Annotated in this window: 17 protein-coding genes; 4 read left to right on the top strand and 13 right to left on the bottom strand. The window is 52.6% G+C overall.

Features of this window, described 5'->3' with window-relative positions:
• Positions 1-132: 132 nt before the first annotated feature.
• From CCY32_RS13700 to CCY32_RS13690, 3 genes are all read right to left on the bottom strand, one after another.
• Positions 133-723 (bottom strand): hypothetical protein, encoded by a 591-nt coding sequence (locus CCY32_RS13700; RefSeq protein ID WP_210401747.1) that lies wholly within the window; start codon positions 721-723, stop codon positions 133-135.
• 130 nt (positions 724-853) lie between these two features.
• Positions 854-2,452, bottom strand: coding sequence for a glutamate--cysteine ligase (gene gshA, locus CCY32_RS13695; protein ID WP_088331638.1), 1,599 nt, complete (start codon positions 2,450-2,452; stop codon positions 854-856).
• Between the two features lie 102 nt (positions 2,453-2,554).
• Complete coding sequence (locus CCY32_RS13690; RefSeq protein WP_088331636.1) at positions 2,555-5,392, bottom strand: pitrilysin family protein; 2,838 nt, start codon at positions 5,390-5,392, stop codon at positions 2,555-2,557.
• A 242-nt stretch (positions 5,393-5,634) separates the two neighbouring features.
• Between CCY32_RS13690 and CCY32_RS13685 the strand changes: the two genes are divergently transcribed.
• From CCY32_RS13685 to CCY32_RS13675, 3 genes are read left to right on the top strand one after another with little or no spacing between them, the layout of a single operon-like run.
• Complete coding sequence (locus CCY32_RS13685) at positions 5,635-6,372, top strand: TIGR01621 family pseudouridine synthase (RefSeq protein ID WP_088331634.1); 738 nt, start codon at positions 5,635-5,637, stop codon at positions 6,370-6,372.
• Positions 6,362-6,730, top strand: coding sequence for a VanZ family protein (locus tag CCY32_RS13680; protein ID WP_088331632.1), 369 nt, complete (start codon positions 6,362-6,364; stop codon positions 6,728-6,730). Before CCY32_RS13685 ends, CCY32_RS13680 begins: the two co-directional genes overlap by 11 nt.
• On the top strand, positions 6,730-7,629 hold the full coding sequence (locus CCY32_RS13675; protein WP_246840628.1) for a 2-dehydropantoate 2-reductase: 900 nt from the start codon (positions 6,730-6,732) through the stop codon (positions 7,627-7,629). Before CCY32_RS13680 ends, CCY32_RS13675 begins: the two co-directional genes overlap by 1 nt.
• On the opposite strand, the gene CCY32_RS13670 is transcribed toward CCY32_RS13675, so the two are convergent.
• The 9 genes from CCY32_RS13670 to glyA form a co-directional block, all read right to left on the bottom strand.
• On the bottom strand, positions 7,592-8,092 hold the full coding sequence (locus tag CCY32_RS13670) for a phosphatidylglycerophosphatase A (protein ID WP_088331628.1): 501 nt from the start codon (positions 8,090-8,092) through the stop codon (positions 7,592-7,594). The genes CCY32_RS13675 and CCY32_RS13670 overlap by 38 nt on opposite strands.
• Before the next feature lie 18 nt (positions 8,093-8,110).
• The gene (gene thiL / locus CCY32_RS13665; RefSeq protein WP_088331812.1) at positions 8,111-9,076 is read right to left on the bottom strand and encodes a thiamine-phosphate kinase; all 966 of its coding nucleotides are present in this window, start codon (positions 9,074-9,076) and stop codon (positions 8,111-8,113) included.
• Positions 9,077-9,228: 152 nt separating this feature from the next.
• On the bottom strand, positions 9,229-9,651 hold the full coding sequence (gene nusB / locus CCY32_RS13660; RefSeq protein WP_088331626.1) for a transcription antitermination factor NusB: 423 nt from the start codon (positions 9,649-9,651) through the stop codon (positions 9,229-9,231).
• Between the two features lie 3 nt (positions 9,652-9,654).
• Positions 9,655-10,128 (bottom strand): 6,7-dimethyl-8-ribityllumazine synthase, encoded by a 474-nt coding sequence (gene ribE, locus CCY32_RS13655; RefSeq protein ID WP_088331624.1) that lies wholly within the window; start codon positions 10,126-10,128, stop codon positions 9,655-9,657.
• Between the two features lie 164 nt (positions 10,129-10,292).
• Positions 10,293-11,399, bottom strand: a complete 1,107-nt coding sequence (gene ribBA, locus CCY32_RS13650) for a bifunctional 3,4-dihydroxy-2-butanone-4-phosphate synthase/GTP cyclohydrolase II (RefSeq protein WP_088331622.1) — start codon at positions 11,397-11,399, stop codon at positions 10,293-10,295.
• A 103-nt stretch (positions 11,400-11,502) separates the two neighbouring features.
• The gene (locus CCY32_RS13645) at positions 11,503-12,159 is read right to left on the bottom strand and encodes a riboflavin synthase (protein ID WP_088331620.1); all 657 of its coding nucleotides are present in this window, start codon (positions 12,157-12,159) and stop codon (positions 11,503-11,505) included.
• Positions 12,160-12,162: 3 nt separating this feature from the next.
• Positions 12,163-13,296 carry a bifunctional diaminohydroxyphosphoribosylaminopyrimidine deaminase/5-amino-6-(5-phosphoribosylamino)uracil reductase RibD gene (gene ribD / locus CCY32_RS13640; RefSeq protein ID WP_088331618.1) on the bottom strand — a complete coding sequence of 378 codons (1,134 nt, stop codon included), beginning with the start codon at positions 13,294-13,296 and terminating at the stop codon, positions 12,163-12,165.
• On the bottom strand, positions 13,289-13,780 hold the full coding sequence (nrdR, locus tag CCY32_RS13635) for a transcriptional regulator NrdR (RefSeq protein WP_088331616.1): 492 nt from the start codon (positions 13,778-13,780) through the stop codon (positions 13,289-13,291). Before nrdR ends, ribD begins: the two co-directional genes overlap by 8 nt.
• A 192-nt stretch (positions 13,781-13,972) precedes the next feature.
• Positions 13,973-15,229: a serine hydroxymethyltransferase gene (gene glyA / locus CCY32_RS13630; RefSeq protein ID WP_088331614.1), complete on the bottom strand. Its 1,257-nt coding sequence runs from the start codon at positions 15,227-15,229 to the stop codon at positions 13,973-13,975.
• A 196-nt stretch (positions 15,230-15,425) separates the two neighbouring features.
• Here glyA and ettA point away from each other — a divergent pair, with 196 nt between their 5' ends.
• Entirely contained in the window at positions 15,426-17,093 is a 1,668-nt protein-coding gene (gene ettA, locus CCY32_RS13625) for an energy-dependent translational throttle protein EttA (protein WP_088331612.1), read from the top strand.
• A gap of 59 nt (positions 17,094-17,152) precedes the next feature.
• Here ettA and CCY32_RS13620 read toward each other — a convergent pair whose 3' ends face one another.
• Positions 17,153-17,425 carry a hypothetical protein gene (locus tag CCY32_RS13620; protein WP_141096235.1) on the bottom strand — a complete coding sequence of 91 codons (273 nt, stop codon included), beginning with the start codon at positions 17,423-17,425 and terminating at the stop codon, positions 17,153-17,155.
• Between the last annotated feature and the right edge of the window lie 361 nt (positions 17,426-17,786).

The following is a 17,786-nucleotide window of genomic DNA, read 5'->3' as shown; positions in this document are numbered from 1 at the left end:
TTCGTAATGCCAATCAGCACAGCCGCAGGGTTCACAGAGAAATAACCTGTTGGTTCTTCCTTCCTCTGCGTTCTGTGTGCCTCTGTGGTTAAAAAAACGCTTTTTGTGGCTTTAGCGTGGTGTGTGGTCAACCTACCCAAAAAATAACCGCCACAGCCAGCTGCGGTCGAGATCTTCTTTGCAGGTTTTAAGCTGAGTCGCATAGCGATAGGATCGATCTTTGACTCTGCCCGCCACTCTTTTCAGCCAGGGTTTATCGTTGTAACTCTTACGTCGATAGCCTCCCCACCCCTCGTGGTAGTTAAGATACTGTGCATAGGCATCCCACTTAGACACTCCATTGATCTGATGGGACTTGCTGATAAACCAGCCCATAAAGTCCATCGCGTCATGAAAATTGGTTCGAGAAGACCAACTGTTACCGGTCTCGCGCACGTAGTCTTTCCAGGTCATGGTTTTTGCCTGGGAATAGCCATAGGCAGAACTTACCCGTCCCCAGGGGATAAGGCCAAACAGAATATAGTCTCTGGGCGGCAGGGCGTCGTGTCGGAAGGAGCTTTCCTGATACATCATCGCCATCGGCACATGAATCGGCACCCCCCATTTTTCATTCATATCGGAGGCCGCATCATACCAATCCCGCTTTTCATAAAAGATTTCACAGATATTACTGCTGTCCTGGGGAGGGCTGCTGGCACAGCCAGACAACAGGATTAGCATCATAATGAGACTCGGTAGAATTTTTTTTAACACCACGCTGAACTATTCCCCGTAACGCCACTCATAATGATTGTGTGTTTGGTTATGTGTGTCCCTGATAACCTTTAATGCCTGGCAAATGCCAGGCATTTTTTTATGCGCAACTTTTTGCATCGTAGGCAAAATAGCCTTGCAGAAAGTCATCAAAACTCTGCTCTTGCGCGCTGTCTTCCTCTTTCTGCTGCGCCAGTGACGCCGCGGCCATTTGCCGCAGTTCTTGCTCATTGTGAAAACTGTATTCATGTTGGGCCAGGCGTTCTCTGTACTGAACCGCCATCTCCAGTGCATACTCCCCGTTGTCCTGTCCCGTACTGAGTAAATGGTCGAGCATACGGGCAGAGGGGGTCAACTCCGGATGCATCAGTTTCTCATGTTCAGTCTTTACCGCTTTAGTATAAACATCGGTGCCATGCACCTGGTCCAGAATCTGGGCCACCGGCATTAAATCGGCAAACAACTGATTGCCCCAGTCCTGCATCGCGATAGCCTGACCATTTCGCTGTAATTGCAGACCCGGTTTGCGCCCTTCTTTTACCACCCGGGTCAGATTGGCATCGGTCTCGGCAAAGGCCTGCGGCGATAAATCGTCACTCGGACAAATCGCACAATAGGTCAACAGCACATCCAGGAAGTAGAACTGATTCAGGCAGATCCCCACTTCACAAAAGGGGTTCACATCCAACGCGCGCACTTCAATATAACTGACGCCGCGGCTGGCCAGGGCATCAGTGGGTTTTTCCAGTTTACGTGTGGGCTGTTTGGGACGAATCGGTGAATACAGCTCATTCTCAATTTGCAGTACGTTGGCGTTGAGCTGCTGATACTGTCCCTCTTTTTTACCGGAAAAGCGGGAAAAGTCCGCAGAAGGCGTACGGATAGCCTCGCGCAGAGAATGGATATATTTATCCACCCGGTTATAACAGATATTCAGACCCGACTGGGCTTTATTGGTATAACCCAGGTCACTCATTCGCAGTGAAGTGGCATAAGGCAGGTAGTAGGTCCCCTTGCCCAGCTTCTGCATCGCCTGTTTGATCTTCGGATCCCGAATAAAAGAACCACACAAGGCCGGCGAGGCACCATATAGATAGGGAATCAGCCAACAGAAGCGCCGGTAATTGCGAATCAGGTCGAAGTAAGCTTCCGAGATCTTATCCTGAGTAGCGTCGCCGTGACCCTGTGCACCAAACCAGGTCTGCCAGAATGCTTTAGGCAGAGAAAAGTTATAGTGCACCCCGGCAATGGCCTGCATCATACTGCCATAACGGTTCTTCAATCCGATCCGATAAAGGGATTTCATTTTTCCTACATTGGAGGGACCAAAATTGGCAATAGGAATACTGTCTTCATCATCGATGTAGCATGGCATACTCAAAGGCCATAGGCGCTCATCGCCGATATTGTCATACACAAACTTATGAATATCTCTTAGCTGTGCCATTGCCTGGCGGGGATCTTCATGGGGCTGTGTTATAAACTCTAACAGCGCTTCAGAGAAATCTGTGGTGATGTGCTCGTGACACAATGCCGAACCCAGCGCTGTGGGATGGGGCGTCTGGGCCAGACTGCCATCGGCGTTAATCCGCAGTGCCTCGCGCTCAATACCGTGCAAGATACCTTTGAGGCTCTCTGCCACCTCAGGTTTGGCCAATAATGTCAGGCGCTCAGAGTAGGAAGTGGTTGTTTGCTGCAAAATCAATCCTAGTGTGCATACATTCCCCATTAGTGGGGAGCATAATCTTAAATTCAAGCAATGCAAAGCGGGCTCAACTCAGTATTGAGCCCGCTAAACCCGTTACAAGGGCAGGACAAGATCCTGAATGTCACGCCCCAGTGTCTCCAGCTGTGGTAACAACGCCTGCTTGTCACCTACGACGATGATGGACATCTGCTTAGGATCCAGCTTCTTATGAGCAAGCCGGTTCAGCTCTTCCAGACCAATGTTACGGATAATCTGCTGCTGCTCCCTGACGTAATCCGCAGGCAGATTGAAGGTCAGCAAATGACGTAAAAAACCGGCTTTTTGCCCGGGTGTCTCGTAATCCAGCGCCTCCCCCTGTAAATAAGCCAGTCGCAGGGTCTTGAGCTCATCATCCTGCATACCCTGTTGCTGATAGTGCGAGATCTCCTTCAATAACTCCGACAAGGCATCACCGGTGTTTTCCTGCTTAACACTGGCACCAGCCTGAAACCACCCTAAGGTCTTGCCCCCCACAAAGCTGCTGGACGCCCCATAGGTATAGCCTTTGTCCTCCCGCAGATTGAGGTTGATACGACTATTAAACATCCCACCCAGGGGGAAGTTCATTAATTTGCTACGGAACTGTTCGCCCACCGCATCATAAGGCTGGTCCGGTTTAACCATACGGATCACCGACTGCACGGCACCAGGATGGTCAACCAGATAAAGGGCCGGTGCCAGGTCAGCCGCAAATGCCGTTCTGGCAGGCAAGGAATAGGGCTGCGGTTGCCAGGTTCTGAGAAAGTCGAGCTTTTGCACCATCTCTTGTTCACCGATATCCCCCACCAACACCAGTTTACTCAGCGCTGGCGAGTAGTAACGAGCATAAAAGGCTTTAAGATCATTCAGCTCAAGGGCTTCAATGGTTTCCAGTGTGCCTGTGTCAGGTAAGCCCAGTCGGGATTTCGACCCTAACAGCAGCCAGCGTACCGCACGTGATGCCAGTGCCTCCGGTCTTTTTACCTGCTGTTGCAGCGACTGCAGCAGCTGTTGCTTGATGCGCTGAAAATCTTCTTCTAAAAAGGCAGGCCTGAACAGTTTTTCCTGCAACAGTTCGAGGGTTTGGTCCAGGTTTTCCGTGAGACTGGAGAGGTTGATCTCGGTATAGCGGCCACCGGCACCAAAGCTGATGGTACTGCCCAGCTTGGCCAGTTCATTCGCCATTTCCTCGGTACTGAAACGCTCTGTTGATTCATTCATCATCATCGCCGTCATAGCAGCCAGTCCCGCTTTCTCGGCAGACTCCAGCAAAGGCCCCCCTTCCAGGGACAAGTTCATGGTGACCGTAGGTGTCTCATCGTTGCTATGACCGACCAGCACCATGCCATTGTCAAACTCCCTCTGCCAGTAATCCGGCAAGCTGACCAGCGGCGCCGGGCCGGCATCCGGCTCCTTACTGCGATCAAACTCATCCACAGGAGGCTGCCAGTCAGGGGCGGGGACATGCTCGATATCAAATTCCGCACGGGAGAATGCAAAGTCCTGCTCTGCAGCTGCCAGCGCCGCCTGTCCCTGTGGCACAATACTCAATACCACAGCGGCTTTGTCTTTGATGTAATGCTGATACACGCGCATTACATCCTCGGCGGTGACGTTGCGGTAACGGGCAAGGTCGTAAGCAACCCGATCAGGCTGATTATCAAAGGTTTCATTGCTGGCCAGTGTCGCCACTTTTCCGGCAACGCTTTGTAAACCAAAAATGGTCGAGGACAATATCGATGCCTTGACCCGTTTCAGATCATCGGGCTCCACGCCTCGCTGCTCGAATTCCAGCAGTGTTGCATCAATGCGTTGTTTGAGTTCACTAAGATTGGCGGTGCGTTGGGGATGTGCCAGGGCTATGAGCTGAAACTTACAGGCCAGTTCCTGACACGGGTGGCCCACCACGGCATTCACGGCATAGCCGTCTTTGACTAAATTCTTATAAAACAGGGAATTTTTACCCCCACCAAGGATATTCGACAACACATCCAGAGGCGCTTCATCCTCATGACGCACATGGACTGTGGGCAGAGTAAGTTGCAGCAGTGGCAAATGCACATTGTCCTCTAGCGTGACATAACGATCGTTTTCCAGTGTCACAGGACGCTTTTCCATCTTTTTCACTTCAGGGCCAGCTGGAATGCTGCCAAAGTACTGCTTCACCCACGCCAGCGTCTGTGCTTCATCAAGATCACCGCCAATGGTCAGCACGGCGTTATTCGGCCCGTACCAGCGAAAGAAAAAGGCCTTAAGGTCCTCAACACTGACCCGGTCCAGATCTTCGGTATACCCAATCACGGGCCAGGAATAGGGATGGCCTTGCGGATACAAGGCCTCATCCGTGCGTTCACCACGCAGACCGTAGGGCTGATTATCCACCCGTTGTGCCCGCTCGTTTTTCACGGTCTCACGCTGAACCTCAAATTTCTGTTGCGTGACCGCCGGCAATAGGAAACCCATTCTGTCCGCTTCCAGCCACAGTACCTTTTGTAACTGATTGGCCGGTACGGTCTGATAATAATTAGTACGATCGGCATTGGTGGTGCCATTGAGGTTGCCACCAGCTTCGGTAATCATTTTAAAGTGCTGCTCATCCTCCACGTGCATGGAGCCCTGAAACATCATGTGCTCAAAAAAATGAGCAAAGCCCGATTTGCCGGGCTCTTCCCGTGCTGAGCCCACATGGTAGGTCACATCCACGTGCACCAGCGGATCGGACTTATCCTGATGCAGGATCACCGTTAAACCATTGTCCAGTTGATACTTGTTGTATGGAATACCTGTTTGCCCCGCTTCCGGCACATGCTGTTCCAGCAACGTAATGCCCTCTGACAATGGGTTCTGGGGGGGCGATTGAACACAGGCAACAAGCGTCAGCAGACTCAGGAGCAACACACTTCGTAACGGCATTATCAGATCCTCTGGATATGCGGTGAATTGACGTTTCCATGGTTCCCTTCTGTTCGAGCAGACCGCGACACGGCCATCTATCTGTGTCAGCAGGGAACATTTCACCTGCTTGCTCAGGGTACCTGGGGATATTCAGGCTGTTTATACCAGAAACTTGCGTCCAATTGTTGTATGTCATCACTTTTTCACTAACAATTCGGGTATCTTGCGTGGCAACGAACTGACTCCTGAAGATCGACATAATGACGTCCCCCCTTTCTCAACACCCGATCCCGGTCATCTATGAAGACGAAGACATGTTGGTGATCCACAAACCACCCGGTGTTGGGATGCATCAGGAGGGTGACACACCCGGCATCGTCACGCTATTGGCGCATCAGCAAAAAAACGCCCCCTATCTGGTGCATCGGCTGGATAAAGTGACATCAGGTCTGCTGATGCTGGCCAAGCATCGTCAAAGTGCTCAGCGGCTATCACAACACTTTGCCCGGCGAGAGATAGACAAGTATTATCTGGCCATCACCGACAGCCGTCCGGCCAAAAAGCAAGGCTGTGTATACGGTGACATGCAAAAAGCCAGAGGGGGGGCATGGATGTTAACGAAAACGCGGCGCTCACCCGCTGTGACCCAGTTTTTCAGTTGCGCGGCATCCGCAGGCCAACGCCTGATTCTGCTAAAACCCCATACCGGCAAAACGCACCAGCTCAGGGTCATGCTAAAAAGTCTGGGCAGCCCGATTCTGGGAGACGCACTGTACAAGGGTACTGCGGCCGATCGCACCTACTTACATGCGTTTGCCCTGCGCTTTAGCAGTGACGCAAAGGACTATCAGTTTGTTCTGCCTCCTGAGCGCGGAAGCGCATTTTTAAACCAGGCCTGTGAACAGGCCATCAGTGCTTATACCCCGCCCTGGCAACTCAACTGGCCGACGTTGCCCAAAAGCGCCACAACTGCGAGTGTCACCGGCAATGCGCTTTAACACACTGATTAAAAGGCCCTGGCTGTTTTACACCACGCTAACCACCTTGCTGATATTTTGCGTAATGCTGTGGATCCCTCCGGCTTACGTTTTTCTGGATATGAGCCTGGATAAATACTATCACGTGATCTTTTTCGCCAGCGTCACGCTGCTTGGCAAACTGAGCCTGAACCTTAATCTTGCCTGGTTACTGTGTCTGGTAATGTTGTTCGCGATGCTCACAGAGCTCTCTCAGCACTGGATCCCTTACCGGCATAGCAGTTGGGAAGACTTGCAGGCGAACCTGATTGGCATTGGTATCGGTGTCATGTTAACGCTGATCCCACGACTACGCAGGTTATGGCGGACAAAGGCGTGATGAAAATCGTTATCCTCGGCCAGGGTGCCATCGGCAGCCTGTTGGCCGGAGTCTGTCAGCAAGCCCAATGGGACTATGCCGTGATACCTAAAGCCGGACCTTGCCAGTCACGAAAACTGACCCGATTGGATGGTCAGTCTTTTGAGTGGACACCCCCGCAGCTCTTAGCTTCACAGCTCAGAGGAGATGAACTGCTGATTTTACCCCTCAAGGCGTTTCATATGAAAGAGGCAGCCATCGCCCTTTCGCCCTGGCTGGGCCAGCAACCCTTAGTGCTGCTCAATAACGGCATGGGGGTCATTGAAGACGTCAGGCGCCAGTTACCGGATAGCCCTCTTATCGCGGCTATCAGTAAGAAGGCGGTCTATCGCAATAACAACAACATTGTTGAAACCGGCAAAGGGATAACGGATTTAGGGTGGGTTTCCCCTGCCCTTCCCGGTGACATCAGCAGGGATGTTGAGGCACGCCTGAATCTGTTGCTGGAGCCGGCGCAGTGGCATCAGGAGCTGCAACCGGCACTGTGGCAAAAACTCGCCATTAATGCCGTGATCAACCCCCTAACAGCCCTTGAAAATGTCAGAAACGGTGCCTTGATGGGCCCTCAATACCGCGAGCAGATTGCTCAACTTAATGCTGAAACGCAGGCGCTGATGCAATTAAAACAGATTCCGGGCTGGGAACAGATACCCGCTCGGGTGGATGACGTTATTCAGGCGACCGCGGAGAATTATTCTTCGATGCATCAGGATATCCGCCATAAGCGGCGCACAGAAGTCGATTATATTAATGGTTATCTGGTGACACAGGGCCAGCGTGCAGGCCTTTCCATGGCCTGTCATAGCGCCATGTGGCAGCGAATTAAGCGACTGGAAGCGGCAACCACCCCAGGTACATAAGCAAATGCATTAGTAAACAGGCCATCACCCCTGCCAGAATGTCATCGGCCATGATACCGGCGCCACCGTGAACGTGTTTATCCAGATAACTGATGGGCCAGGGCTTTAAAATATCCAGCACCCGGAATATCACAAACCCCACCAGCAGCGTCACGCCTGTCACGGGCACTGCTATCATGGTCAGCAGCATACCGGCCACTTCATCCCAAACGATGGCACCATGGTCATGCACTCCCATATCACGGGCGGTGCGGCCACATATCCAGATCCCAATCACGCAAGCCACCAGGGTGACCAACACATAGCTGATGAGGCCCGTCAACGCCAATAAACAGACCAACGGCAGGGTGACGAGTGTCCCCATGGTTCCCGGTGCTACTGGAGACAATCCCGAACCGAACCCCAGCGCCAGAAAGTGCGCGGGATGACGAAGACTGAGATTTTGCAGAGGATCCCGGTTCATAATCAGATGTCTAGATGCTCAGTCACGGAAGTGCTGGAAGCCGAGCACATCATAATGCACTTTTTCCTTGCCCCGGCGCAATTCGAGCTTCCCTTGCCCGCCAATGATCTGGCCAATACAGGTAAACCCCTCACTGGTAGTGGAAAGAACATGTTGCAAATGACTCTTTTGCTCCTCAGAGACGGTAAACAGCAGTTCATAATCATCACCCGCGGTGAGGGCATAACGAATTGCCTGATCGTTCACCACTGACTCCTGCATCGCCTGTGACAAAGGCAGTTGGTCCACCTGTATGGTGGCGCTGACCTGGGAAGCATTGAGAATATGGCGCAGATCCTGGACCAGACCATCAGAGATATCGATACAGGCGCTTGCCACACGGCGCAGCATGGTCCCGGCCAGCACTCTGGGCGTTGGGCAGTTGAGCCGGTTACTAAGATAGTTCTTATGTCGGGGCGCCACATCCATGCGCCCTTGCAACATATCCAGAGCCAGTCCGCCATCACCAAGATTGCCGGTAACGTATATCCAGTCGCCGGGTTTTGCGCCACCTCGGGTCAGAGCCTGATTCTCCGGCACAAAACCTTGTGCCGTAATGGTCACGCTTAAGGGACCTTTTACCGTATCACCGCCTATCAGCTGCACTGAATAGTATTCAGTGAGTTCCTGTAGCCCCAGAGAAAAGCCATTCAGCCACTCTTTATCGATCTCTGGCATTGATAAGGACAGGCTTAACCAGGCTGGTTCTGCGCCCATCGCCGCAAGATCACTTAAATTGACCGACACCGCTTTGTTGGCCACCGCCCGTCCGGGTGTGTTAACAGGAAAATGCACCCCGCTTAGCAGCGTATCGGTGGTCACCACCAACGATTGCCCGGCGGGCACACTGAGCACCGCGGCATCATCGCCGATGCCAATCTGAACATCACGACGTTGATAGCCTTTGTGCTTAAAAAAGGTCTCTATTAAATCAAATTCTTTCACTATACCGGTATCCATCCGAAAACGCTGTGTGCCATGCTCTGGAGCGGGGCGTTAGCCCGCCCATTTAGCACGACGGGGCCAATGCAGTGCTGATAGTCTCACTGCAGCTATCTGAACCGCTGCATCGACCATCAGACCGCTTAGGGCCAGCACTAGATTTTTTCGTGTTTACGCAGAGTGCGGATGGCTTTATCCAGCACGCCATTGACGAATTTGTGGCTTTCTTCAGCACCAAATGATTTAGCCAGTTCGATGGCTTCATTGATCACCACTTTTGCAGGAATTTCAGGACGCTCCAGAAGTTCATAAGTTGCCAGCCTGAGAACGGCTTTCTCAACCGGATCGAGCTCCTCTGGGAGACGGCCCAGGTAGGGACGAATACGGGTATCAAGGTTGTCATAGTCATTGACGACGGCTCTGAGCAACTCCTGAAAGTAGGCCATATCAACCCGGGTCATATCCGACGTGGTCGCCAGATGTAATTCAATCTGCTGGGCAGAGTTTTTTGTCATCTGCCAGGAATAAATCCCCTGTACGGCCAGTTCTCTTGCCTTATGACGAGCGGAGGGCTTCACAGATCAGGCTCCTTGTATCTGGTCAAGGACATTGACCATTTCCAGCGCACTCATGGCCGCTTCAGCCCCTTTATTACCGGCTTTCGTACCGGAACGTTCGATAGCCTGTTCGATGCTGTCCGTGGTAATAACACCAAAGGCCAGCGGCAAACCAAATTCCAGTGATACCTGAGCCAGCCCCTTGTTACACTCACCGGCAACAAAGTCAAAATGAGGCGTACCACCACGAATCACCGCGCCAAGAGCAATAATGGCGTCATAGCCGCCCTGTTCAGCAAGCTTTTTCGCCACGACAGGAAGCTCATAGGCTCCGGGTACCCGCACCAGGGTAATGTCTTGCTCGTTCACTTCGCCGACCCGCTCCAGCACGTCGAGGGCGCCGTCTACCAGACTCTCCACCACAAAGCTGTTAAACCGTGACACAACCAGGGCAAACTTCTTGCCAGTGGCGCGCATGTTACCTTCGATCACTTTCATGCTACTTTCCTGCTCAAAAATTCGGTGCTAAATAGCCGCATATGATAGCACAGCTCAGCCCTATAACTATAGTCGGGACTGCTCTAAATCAATCTGCCCGGGCGCCCATCGGCCCTTGCAGACTGCCCTTGAGGAAGACCCCGTGTCTTGCCCGGCCACGCCCGTCAGCTGACGTATTCCACCACTTCTAAACCAAACCCGGAAAGCGCATGGTATTTTTTTGGTTTGCTCAGCAGGCGCATTTTGCTGACCCCCAGCGATGAGAGGATTTGACAGCCTACCCCCACGGTTCTCGAGGTTCCCTGCCAACCTTGTGCCGGGGGCTGCTGGCCTTTATCTTCTGCCTCAAACTGACGGACTTTGGCAATCAGATCCTGATTCGATTCCTGCTTACCCAGAATTAATAGCACACCGCCCTCTTCGGCAATACGCTGCATGGCCTGATGCAGCCCCATACTTCTGTCCAGCGCCCGCTGTGAGGTGAGCAGATCACCGAAGGTATCATGCAGGTGCACCCTCACCAGGGTCGGATGCTCTGGCTTGACCTCACCTTTGCGCAGCGCAAAGTGCACTTCATCATCAATCTCATCTCTGAAGGTGATCAGATCGAATTCACCAAACTCTGTTGGCAGGCGACACTCAGCCACTTTTTCAATGGTGGTCTCATTGAGGTTACGGTATTCGATAAGGTCCGCTATGGTACCGATCTTGATATTGTGCCGCTGTGCAAACTCTTCCAGTTGCGGACGACGGGCCATGGTGCCGTCATCATTGAGAATTTCCACAATCACCGCCGCAGGCTCAGCCCCTGCCAGTCTCGCCAGATCCACGCCGGCTTCGGTATGACCGGCACGATTTAGCACGCCACCCGGCTTGGCAATCAGGGGGAAAATATGTCCCGGCTGAACGATATCAGTGGCTTTCGCCTCTTTCGCCACGGCCGCTTTGATGGTGGTAGCACGATCCGCTGCGGAAATACCGGTTGTCACGCCTGTTGCGGCTTCAATGGATAGGGTGAAGTTAGTGGAAAACTGTGCCCGGTTGTTATCCACCATAAGGGGAAGATTGAGGCGCTGACAGCGCTCTTCAGTCATCGGCAGGCATACCAGCCCGCGCGCGTGGGTCACCATAAAATTGATGGCTTCGGGGGTGACATGCTCTGCCGCCATGATCAGGTCCCCTTCGTTTTCTCTGTCTTCATCGTCCATCAGAATCACCATTTTTCCCTGGCGAATGTCGTCGATGATCTCCTGTGTACTGTTTATCGGCATAGATCTCACTCTGATTTGTAGGGTAGCGCGACCTTCTCTCCGTCAGCGGTGGGAGAAGGTGCATAACGTCAGTCCTTAAGGACCTGTGTTTCGAATTATGTTGTTATTTGGCATAACCGTGTTTGGTTAAAAACGCCATATCAATGGACTGGCCGCTGTGTGCTGCGTTGTCACCCAGCATCAGTCTCTCCAGATAGCGGGCAATCACATCCACTTCAAGATTCACCTGAGTCCCTGGCTGATAGGTTCCGATATTGGTTTCCTGCATCGTGTGTGGCACCAGCGTCAACATAAAGCGCGCTCCATCCACACGATTGAGGGTCAGGCTCACACCGTCTACGGTTATGGAGCCTTTTTCGGCCATATATCTGGCCAGTCCGTCGGGGGCCTTTATCCAGACCTCCCACGCCCGTGCGTTTTCACTGACACTGAGCACTTCACCAATTCCATCTACATGGCCGCTGACAATATGCCCGCCGAAGCGGGTGGAGGCCAGCATGGCCTTCTCCAGATTCACCACCTGTCCAACTCTGGCGTTAGCAAAAGTGGAGCGGGAAAGGGTTTCCGTAGACAGATCCGCAACAAAACGCTGTCCTGTGAACTCCACAACGGTCAGACAGACGCCATTAGTGGCAATACTGTCACCCAGTGCCACATCAGACATATCCAGTTTACCGGTGCTCAGGGTCAGGCGCACATCGCCACCGGTAGGACGAATTGCCTCAATTTTTCCTGTCGCTTCAATGATGCCTGTAAACACTGCTCACCTCTTCTGTGTTGCCTTTGCCGGATAACTGACCCGGGCTGTGAGTTTAAGATCCTCGTCCACCATTCTGACATCCTTCCAGCTCAGATGCGTCGCCTGATCCATATGACTGAGGCTGGGCATCAGCGCCATGCCTTTGGCCTTATCTCCCATCAGCTTAGGCGCCTGATACAGGATCAGTTCATCAATAAGCTGATGCTCCAGCATGGCGCCGGCCAGTGCGGCACCGGCCTCTACCCACAGGGTATTGACCCCGCGCTCAGCCAGATGCTGCATCAATGCCGGCAGGGATACCCTGGCGCTCTTTTCATGGCACTGCCACTGAAATACGTGCCGCGGGTACTGATGGGGGCTACTACGTTTGTTCGCAAGTAAAATATCACCGGGTAACGAAAAAAGTCGGTGTGAAGGTGTGAGCTGATTTTTACTGTCTACGATAACCCGCATTGGTTGTCGGGGAGCGCCCTCAATGCCCAGCTCTTGGGATGAGAGTCGCATATTCAGACTCGGGTCGTCGATCAAGACCGTACCTGAGCCAGTCAACAGTGCACAGCTTTGCGCCCGGTGGCGCTGCACGTCAAGCCTTGCCGCCTCACCGGTTATCCATTGACTATGGCCATTGGCCATCGCCGTTTTACCATCCAGACTGGCTGCCAGCTTAAGGGTGACAAAGGGGCGTTGGCGCTGAATACGGCTGAAAAAACCGCGGTTAAGCGCTTTGGCCTGTTGGTGCATAAGCCCCACAGCTGTCTCAATCCCCACGCTCTCGAGCATCGCCAGTCCCTGACCAGAAACCTGAGGATTGGGATCCTGTATCGCTGCCACCACTTTTGCTACACCCGCCTCGATCAGAGCCTGTGCACAAGGGGGCGTGCGCCCATGGTGACTGCAGGGTTCCAGCGTCACATAGGCGGTTGCGCCACGCGCCAGCGGCCCGGCCTCACGCAGAGCATAGACCTCCGCATGAGGCTCTCCGGCGCGCTGATGCCAGCCACGCCCGACGATCTTTCCATCAGCGGCGACAATCACGCAACCGACCATAGGATTAGGCGACACGGTAAAGCGGCCACGACCGGCGAGTTTGAGCGCCAGCGCCATCATTTGATGGTCAAGGCGGGTAAATTCAGTCATTTTTTTCCGGCGTTGGGGTATCGGCTTGGTCGCTCTGGCTTCCCAGACGGGCAATTTCTTCACCAAACTCACGAATGTCTTCAAAGGAACGATAAACCGAGGCAAAGCGCACATAGGCCACTTTATCCAGTTCCTTCAGGGCGTCCATGATCACATTGCCGATAAACTGACTGCCCAGTTCGCGCTCACCAGTGGCTCGTAACTCGGATTTGATCCGGTTGATACTCTTTTCCACCTGCTCGGTACTGATGGGGCGTTTTTCCAGCGCTCTTTGCAAACCGGCTCGGAGCTTTTCTTCATTGAAGGGCTCACGGGACCCGTCCCGCTTTACCACTTTCGGCATCACCAGTTCAGCCGCCTCAAAGGTCGTGAAGCGTTCATGACACTTAAGACACTCCCGACGACGACGGATTTGATGGCCATCGGCCACCAGCCGAGAGTCTATGACCTTGGTTTCCTGCTCGGAGCAAAAAGGGCAAAACATGATGTCTCCAACAAAGGCTTATGTCTTTATAATGTGCGGATTATATCAGCAGCCCCCTCAGCAAGCACCCGTCACGGGCAAAAGACTGATTCACCCGTGTCACAGAACGCGAACGCCCGGTTTGCTTCGGGGCAAACAAAAAGACGCAGCCTGAAGCTGCGTCTTAGAGCAAGTTAAAAGCTGGCGGCCTTATCAGGCGTAAACCGGGAAAGACTCACACAGAGCAACCACTTCAGCGCGCACCCGATTCTCAACGGTTTCATCACCGAGGTTATCCAGTACGTCACAAATCCATGCTGCAACCTGACGTGCCTCGTCTTCTTTAAAGCCACGACGTGTAATCGCCGGTGAACCAATACGCAATCCACTGGTAACAAACGGCGAGCGGGGATCATTGGGTACTGAGTTTTTGTTTACCGTAATATTGGCCCGCCCTAAGGCTGCATCAGCATCCTTACCCGTAATGTCTTTATCAATCAGATCAAGCAGGAACAAATGGTTTTCGGTGCCACCAGAAACGATCTTGTAGCCGCGCTCCTGTAATACCGAGACCATGGCTTTGGCGTTTTTTACCACCTGCTGCTGATACGTCTTGAATTCCGGCTCCAAGGCCTCTTTAAAGGCAACGGCTTTTGCTGCGATCACATGGCACAACGGGCCACCCTGGTTGCCCGGGAAGACGGAGCTGTTGAACTTCTTGTACAGGTCCTCATCACCACAGGAAGAGAGGATCAGACCGCCACGGGGGCCGGCCAGTGTTTTATGGGTTGTGGTGGTGACCACATGGGCATGAGGCAGAGGATTAGGATAAACACCTGCCGCCACCAGACCGGCAACATGGGCCATGTCCACCAGCAAATAGGCACCCACCTTATCGGCAATGGCCCGGAACTTGGACCAATCCATCACACCCGAATAGGCAGAAAAACCCGCAATGATCATTTTGGGCTTGTGTTCCAGCGCCAGCGCTTCCACTTCGGCATAATCCACTTCACCCGTTTCCTGATTCAGACCGTACTGTACAGCGTTATAGGTTTTACCGGAAAAACTCACCTTCGCGCCATGAGTTAAATGGCCACCATGGGCCAGACTCATTCCCAGCACGGTGTCATTGGCATTGAGCAATGCCATGAAAACGGCAGAGTTTGCCTGAGAGCCTGAGTGAGGCTGCACATTCGCGTATTCAGCACCAAATAACTGCTTGGCGCGCTCGATAGCCAGGTCTTCAGCAATATCAACATATTCACAACCACCATAGTAGCGCTTATGAGGATAGCCCTCAGCGTACTTATTGGTCAGTTGAGAACCTTGCGCTTCCAATACTCTGGGGCTGCAATAGTTCTCTGATGCGATCAGCTCAATGTGATGTTCCTGACGTTGCGTCTCTTTTTCTATGGCTTGCCATAATTCAGGGTCAAAATCGGCAATATTCATATCGCGTGAAAGCATCGTCTCTCCTCGGGGGTTGTGCGGCTAGTAAACTACTGGAAAAAAGAGGCCATATTCTAGCCATTTTCCAGTTAAAGTACAGCCTATAGCGACAATCAGATCAGCCGCATCAGGCTCAGACTTGTCTTTCAACCGGGGGGACAACTGGTTTAGAATACCCGGCCATAACACCTCCTAAACTGATATAAGAGAAGCTATGTCTCAATACGTCTATACCATGCACAGGGTGGGTAAGATTGTTCCGCCCAAACGTCAGATTCTTAAAGATATTTCCCTGAGCTTTTTCCCCGGCGCCAAAATTGGTGTACTGGGCCTAAACGGGGCCGGTAAATCCACGCTGTTACGTATTATGGCCGGCCTGGATACAGAAATTGAAGGTGAGGCCAGACCTCAGCCGGGGATCAATATTGGCTACCTGCCGCAGGAGCCTCAGTTAAACGAAAGCAAAGACGTACGGGGCAATGTGGAAGAGGCCTTCGCCGATGTCGTTCAGGCGCTTAAAAGGCTGGATGAAGTGTATGCTGCCTATGCCGAGGAAGATGCAGATTTCGACGCCCTGGCAAAAGAGCAGGGTGAGCTGGAAGCCATCATTCAGTCCAAAGATGGCCACAATCTCGACAATGCCCTGGAACGTGCCGCCGATGCCCTGCGTCTGCCGCCATGGGATGCCGAAGTCAGCAAACTTTCCGGGGGGGAGCGTCGTCGTGTTGCCCTGTGCCGGTTATTGCTGGAAAAGCCCGACATGTTGTTGCTGGATGAACCCACCAACCACCTTGATGCTGAATCCGTGGCCTGGTTGGAGCGCTTCCTTCACGACTACGAAGGTACCGTGGTTGCCATTACCCACGATCGTTACTTCCTGGATAACGTAGCGGGCTGGATCCTCGAACTTGACCGTGGTCATGGTATCCCCTGGGAAGGAAATTACTCTTCCTGGCTGGAGCAAAAGGATCAGCGTCTGCAGCAGGAAGAGCGCACCGAGCAGGCTCGCCAGCGCTCCATTAAGCAGGAACTGGAGTGGGTACGTACTAACCCCAAAGGCCGTCATGCGAAAAGCAAAGCGCGTATGGCGCGCTTTGAAGAACTGTCCAGCAATGATTATCAGAAACGGAATGAAACCAATGAGCTGTTTATTCCGCCGGGCGAACGCCTGGGTGATAAAGTCATTGATGTGGAACACCTGACCAAGTCCTACGGTGACCGCGTGCTGATTGACGACCTCAGCTTTAGTGTGCCAAAAGGTGCTATTGTCGGCATCATTGGCCCTAACGGTGCGGGTAAGTCGACCCTGTTCAGAATGCTCAGCGGTGAGGAGCAGCCAGACAGCGGTAGCATCGAGCTGGGCGATACCGTGAAGCTAGCCAGTGTGGACCAGTTTCGCGATCACCTCGACGGTGACAAAACCGTATGGCAGCAGATTTCTGACGGCCAGGATGTGATTCGCATCGGCAGTTTTGAAGTCAATAGTCGCGCTTACGTCAGTCGCTTCAACTTCAAGGGCAATGACCAGCAAAAGTACATCAAAGACCTGTCCGGTGGTGAGCGTAACCGAGTGCATTTGGCTGAGCTGCTAAAAGCCGGCGGCAACGTGCTACTGCTCGATGAACCGACCAATGACCTCGATGTGGAAACCCTGCGGGCACTGGAAGAAGCCTTGCTGGAATTTCCTGGTTGCGCCATGGTCATCTCGCACGACCGCTGGTTCCTGGATCGGGTAGCCACGCACATTCTCGATTACCGCGATGAAGGTAAAGTGAACTTCTACGAAGGCAACTACACCGACTACGAAGCCTGGCTGAAAGACAACTTCGGTAAGGACGTCGTCGAGCCGCATAGATTAAAATATAAAAAGATCAGTAAATAAGGCGAGACGACACAGGGCATGGAGGCCCTGCCTTTGCTTATTCCCAGCCCTAAAGATACTCAGCTTTTCAGGCGTTTTTTAAACCTCTTATAGGCCTCGCCGACTTCTTCGGTAAGCAAAGACAGAGCCGCCCTGACTTCCTTGCTGGATTCTCCGGTATCTTTTTTGATCGCCGAAAACCTGGATTGAAGTGCATCCCACTTTTTTTCCAGACCATTCCATTCATCTCGCATTTCCGCCCGGGCCAGATGCATCTGCACATTGATTTCATCACGGTGGCGCTTAAGATCTTCTATGGTTTCTTGCAGTTGTTTAGTTTCAAAGTTCATCATTGGTTTCCTTTTCCCTATGAATGCTTATGCATTCCGGATAAATATAGTTCTGGTTTTCACTCTCTGTTTTGATATTCGTCAATTCTGCTGCGAGTTCTATTAAATCTATGCACGCAGAGCGAAGGTATATCACCTGGGGGAATGTCAGATAGGTTCGTTTGAGGATGTCATTGAGTAAAGACTGCACTCAGATTTCTGTTTTTTCGCGCTGAAGGAATAGCGCATAACCTTGTCCACTGCCTACTGCCCCTTTTCTGAATGGGCTTGTGGGCTCATTTTTCTTACCTTGAAAACAAAAAAACCGCCTTCCGGCGGTTTTTTATGTCCATGGATGGACGGTATGCCGGGTTTGCAGGAAGCA

The organism is Lacimicrobium sp. SS2-24, from assembly GCF_002201535.1.
Classification (GTDB): Bacteria; Pseudomonadota; Gammaproteobacteria; order Enterobacterales; family Alteromonadaceae; genus Lacimicrobium.
This window is presented reverse-complemented; position numbering and strand designations above follow the sequence as displayed.

Bases quoted from the DNA above. Each gene is read 5' to 3' on its own strand.
- CCY32_RS13700 (WP_210401747.1), bottom strand. From the start codon at position 723: ATGATGCTAATCCTGTTGTCTGGCTGTGCCAGCAGCCCTCCCCAGGAC.
- CCY32_RS13690 (WP_088331636.1), bottom strand. From the start codon at position 5,392: ATGCCGTTACGAAGTGTGTTGCTCCTGAGTCTGCTGACGCTTGTTGCC.
- CCY32_RS13685 (WP_088331634.1), top strand. From the start codon at position 5,635: ATGACGTCCCCCCTTTCTCAACACCCGATCCCGGTCATCTATGAAGAC.
- CCY32_RS13680 (WP_088331632.1), top strand. From the start codon at position 6,362: ATGCGCTTTAACACACTGATTAAAAGGCCCTGGCTGTTTTACACCACG.
- CCY32_RS13675 (WP_246840628.1), top strand. From the start codon at position 6,730: ATGAAAATCGTTATCCTCGGCCAGGGTGCCATCGGCAGCCTGTTGGCC.
- CCY32_RS13670 (WP_088331628.1), bottom strand. From the start codon at position 8,092: ATGAACCGGGATCCTCTGCAAAATCTCAGTCTTCGTCATCCCGCGCAC.
- ribE (WP_088331624.1), bottom strand. From the start codon at position 10,128: ATGAAAGTGATCGAAGGTAACATGCGCGCCACTGGCAAGAAGTTTGCC.
- ribBA (WP_088331622.1), bottom strand. From the start codon at position 11,399: ATGCCGATAAACAGTACACAGGAGATCATCGACGACATTCGCCAGGGA.
- ribD (WP_088331618.1), bottom strand. From the start codon at position 13,296: ATGACTGAATTTACCCGCCTTGACCATCAAATGATGGCGCTGGCGCTC.
- nrdR (WP_088331616.1), bottom strand. From the start codon at position 13,780: ATGTTTTGCCCTTTTTGCTCCGAGCAGGAAACCAAGGTCATAGACTCT.
- glyA (WP_088331614.1), bottom strand. From the start codon at position 15,229: ATGCTTTCACGCGATATGAATATTGCCGATTTTGACCCTGAATTATGG.
- ettA (WP_088331612.1), top strand. From the start codon at position 15,426: ATGTCTCAATACGTCTATACCATGCACAGGGTGGGTAAGATTGTTCCG.
- CCY32_RS13620 (WP_141096235.1), bottom strand. From the start codon at position 17,425: ATGATGAACTTTGAAACTAAACAACTGCAAGAAACCATAGAAGATCTT.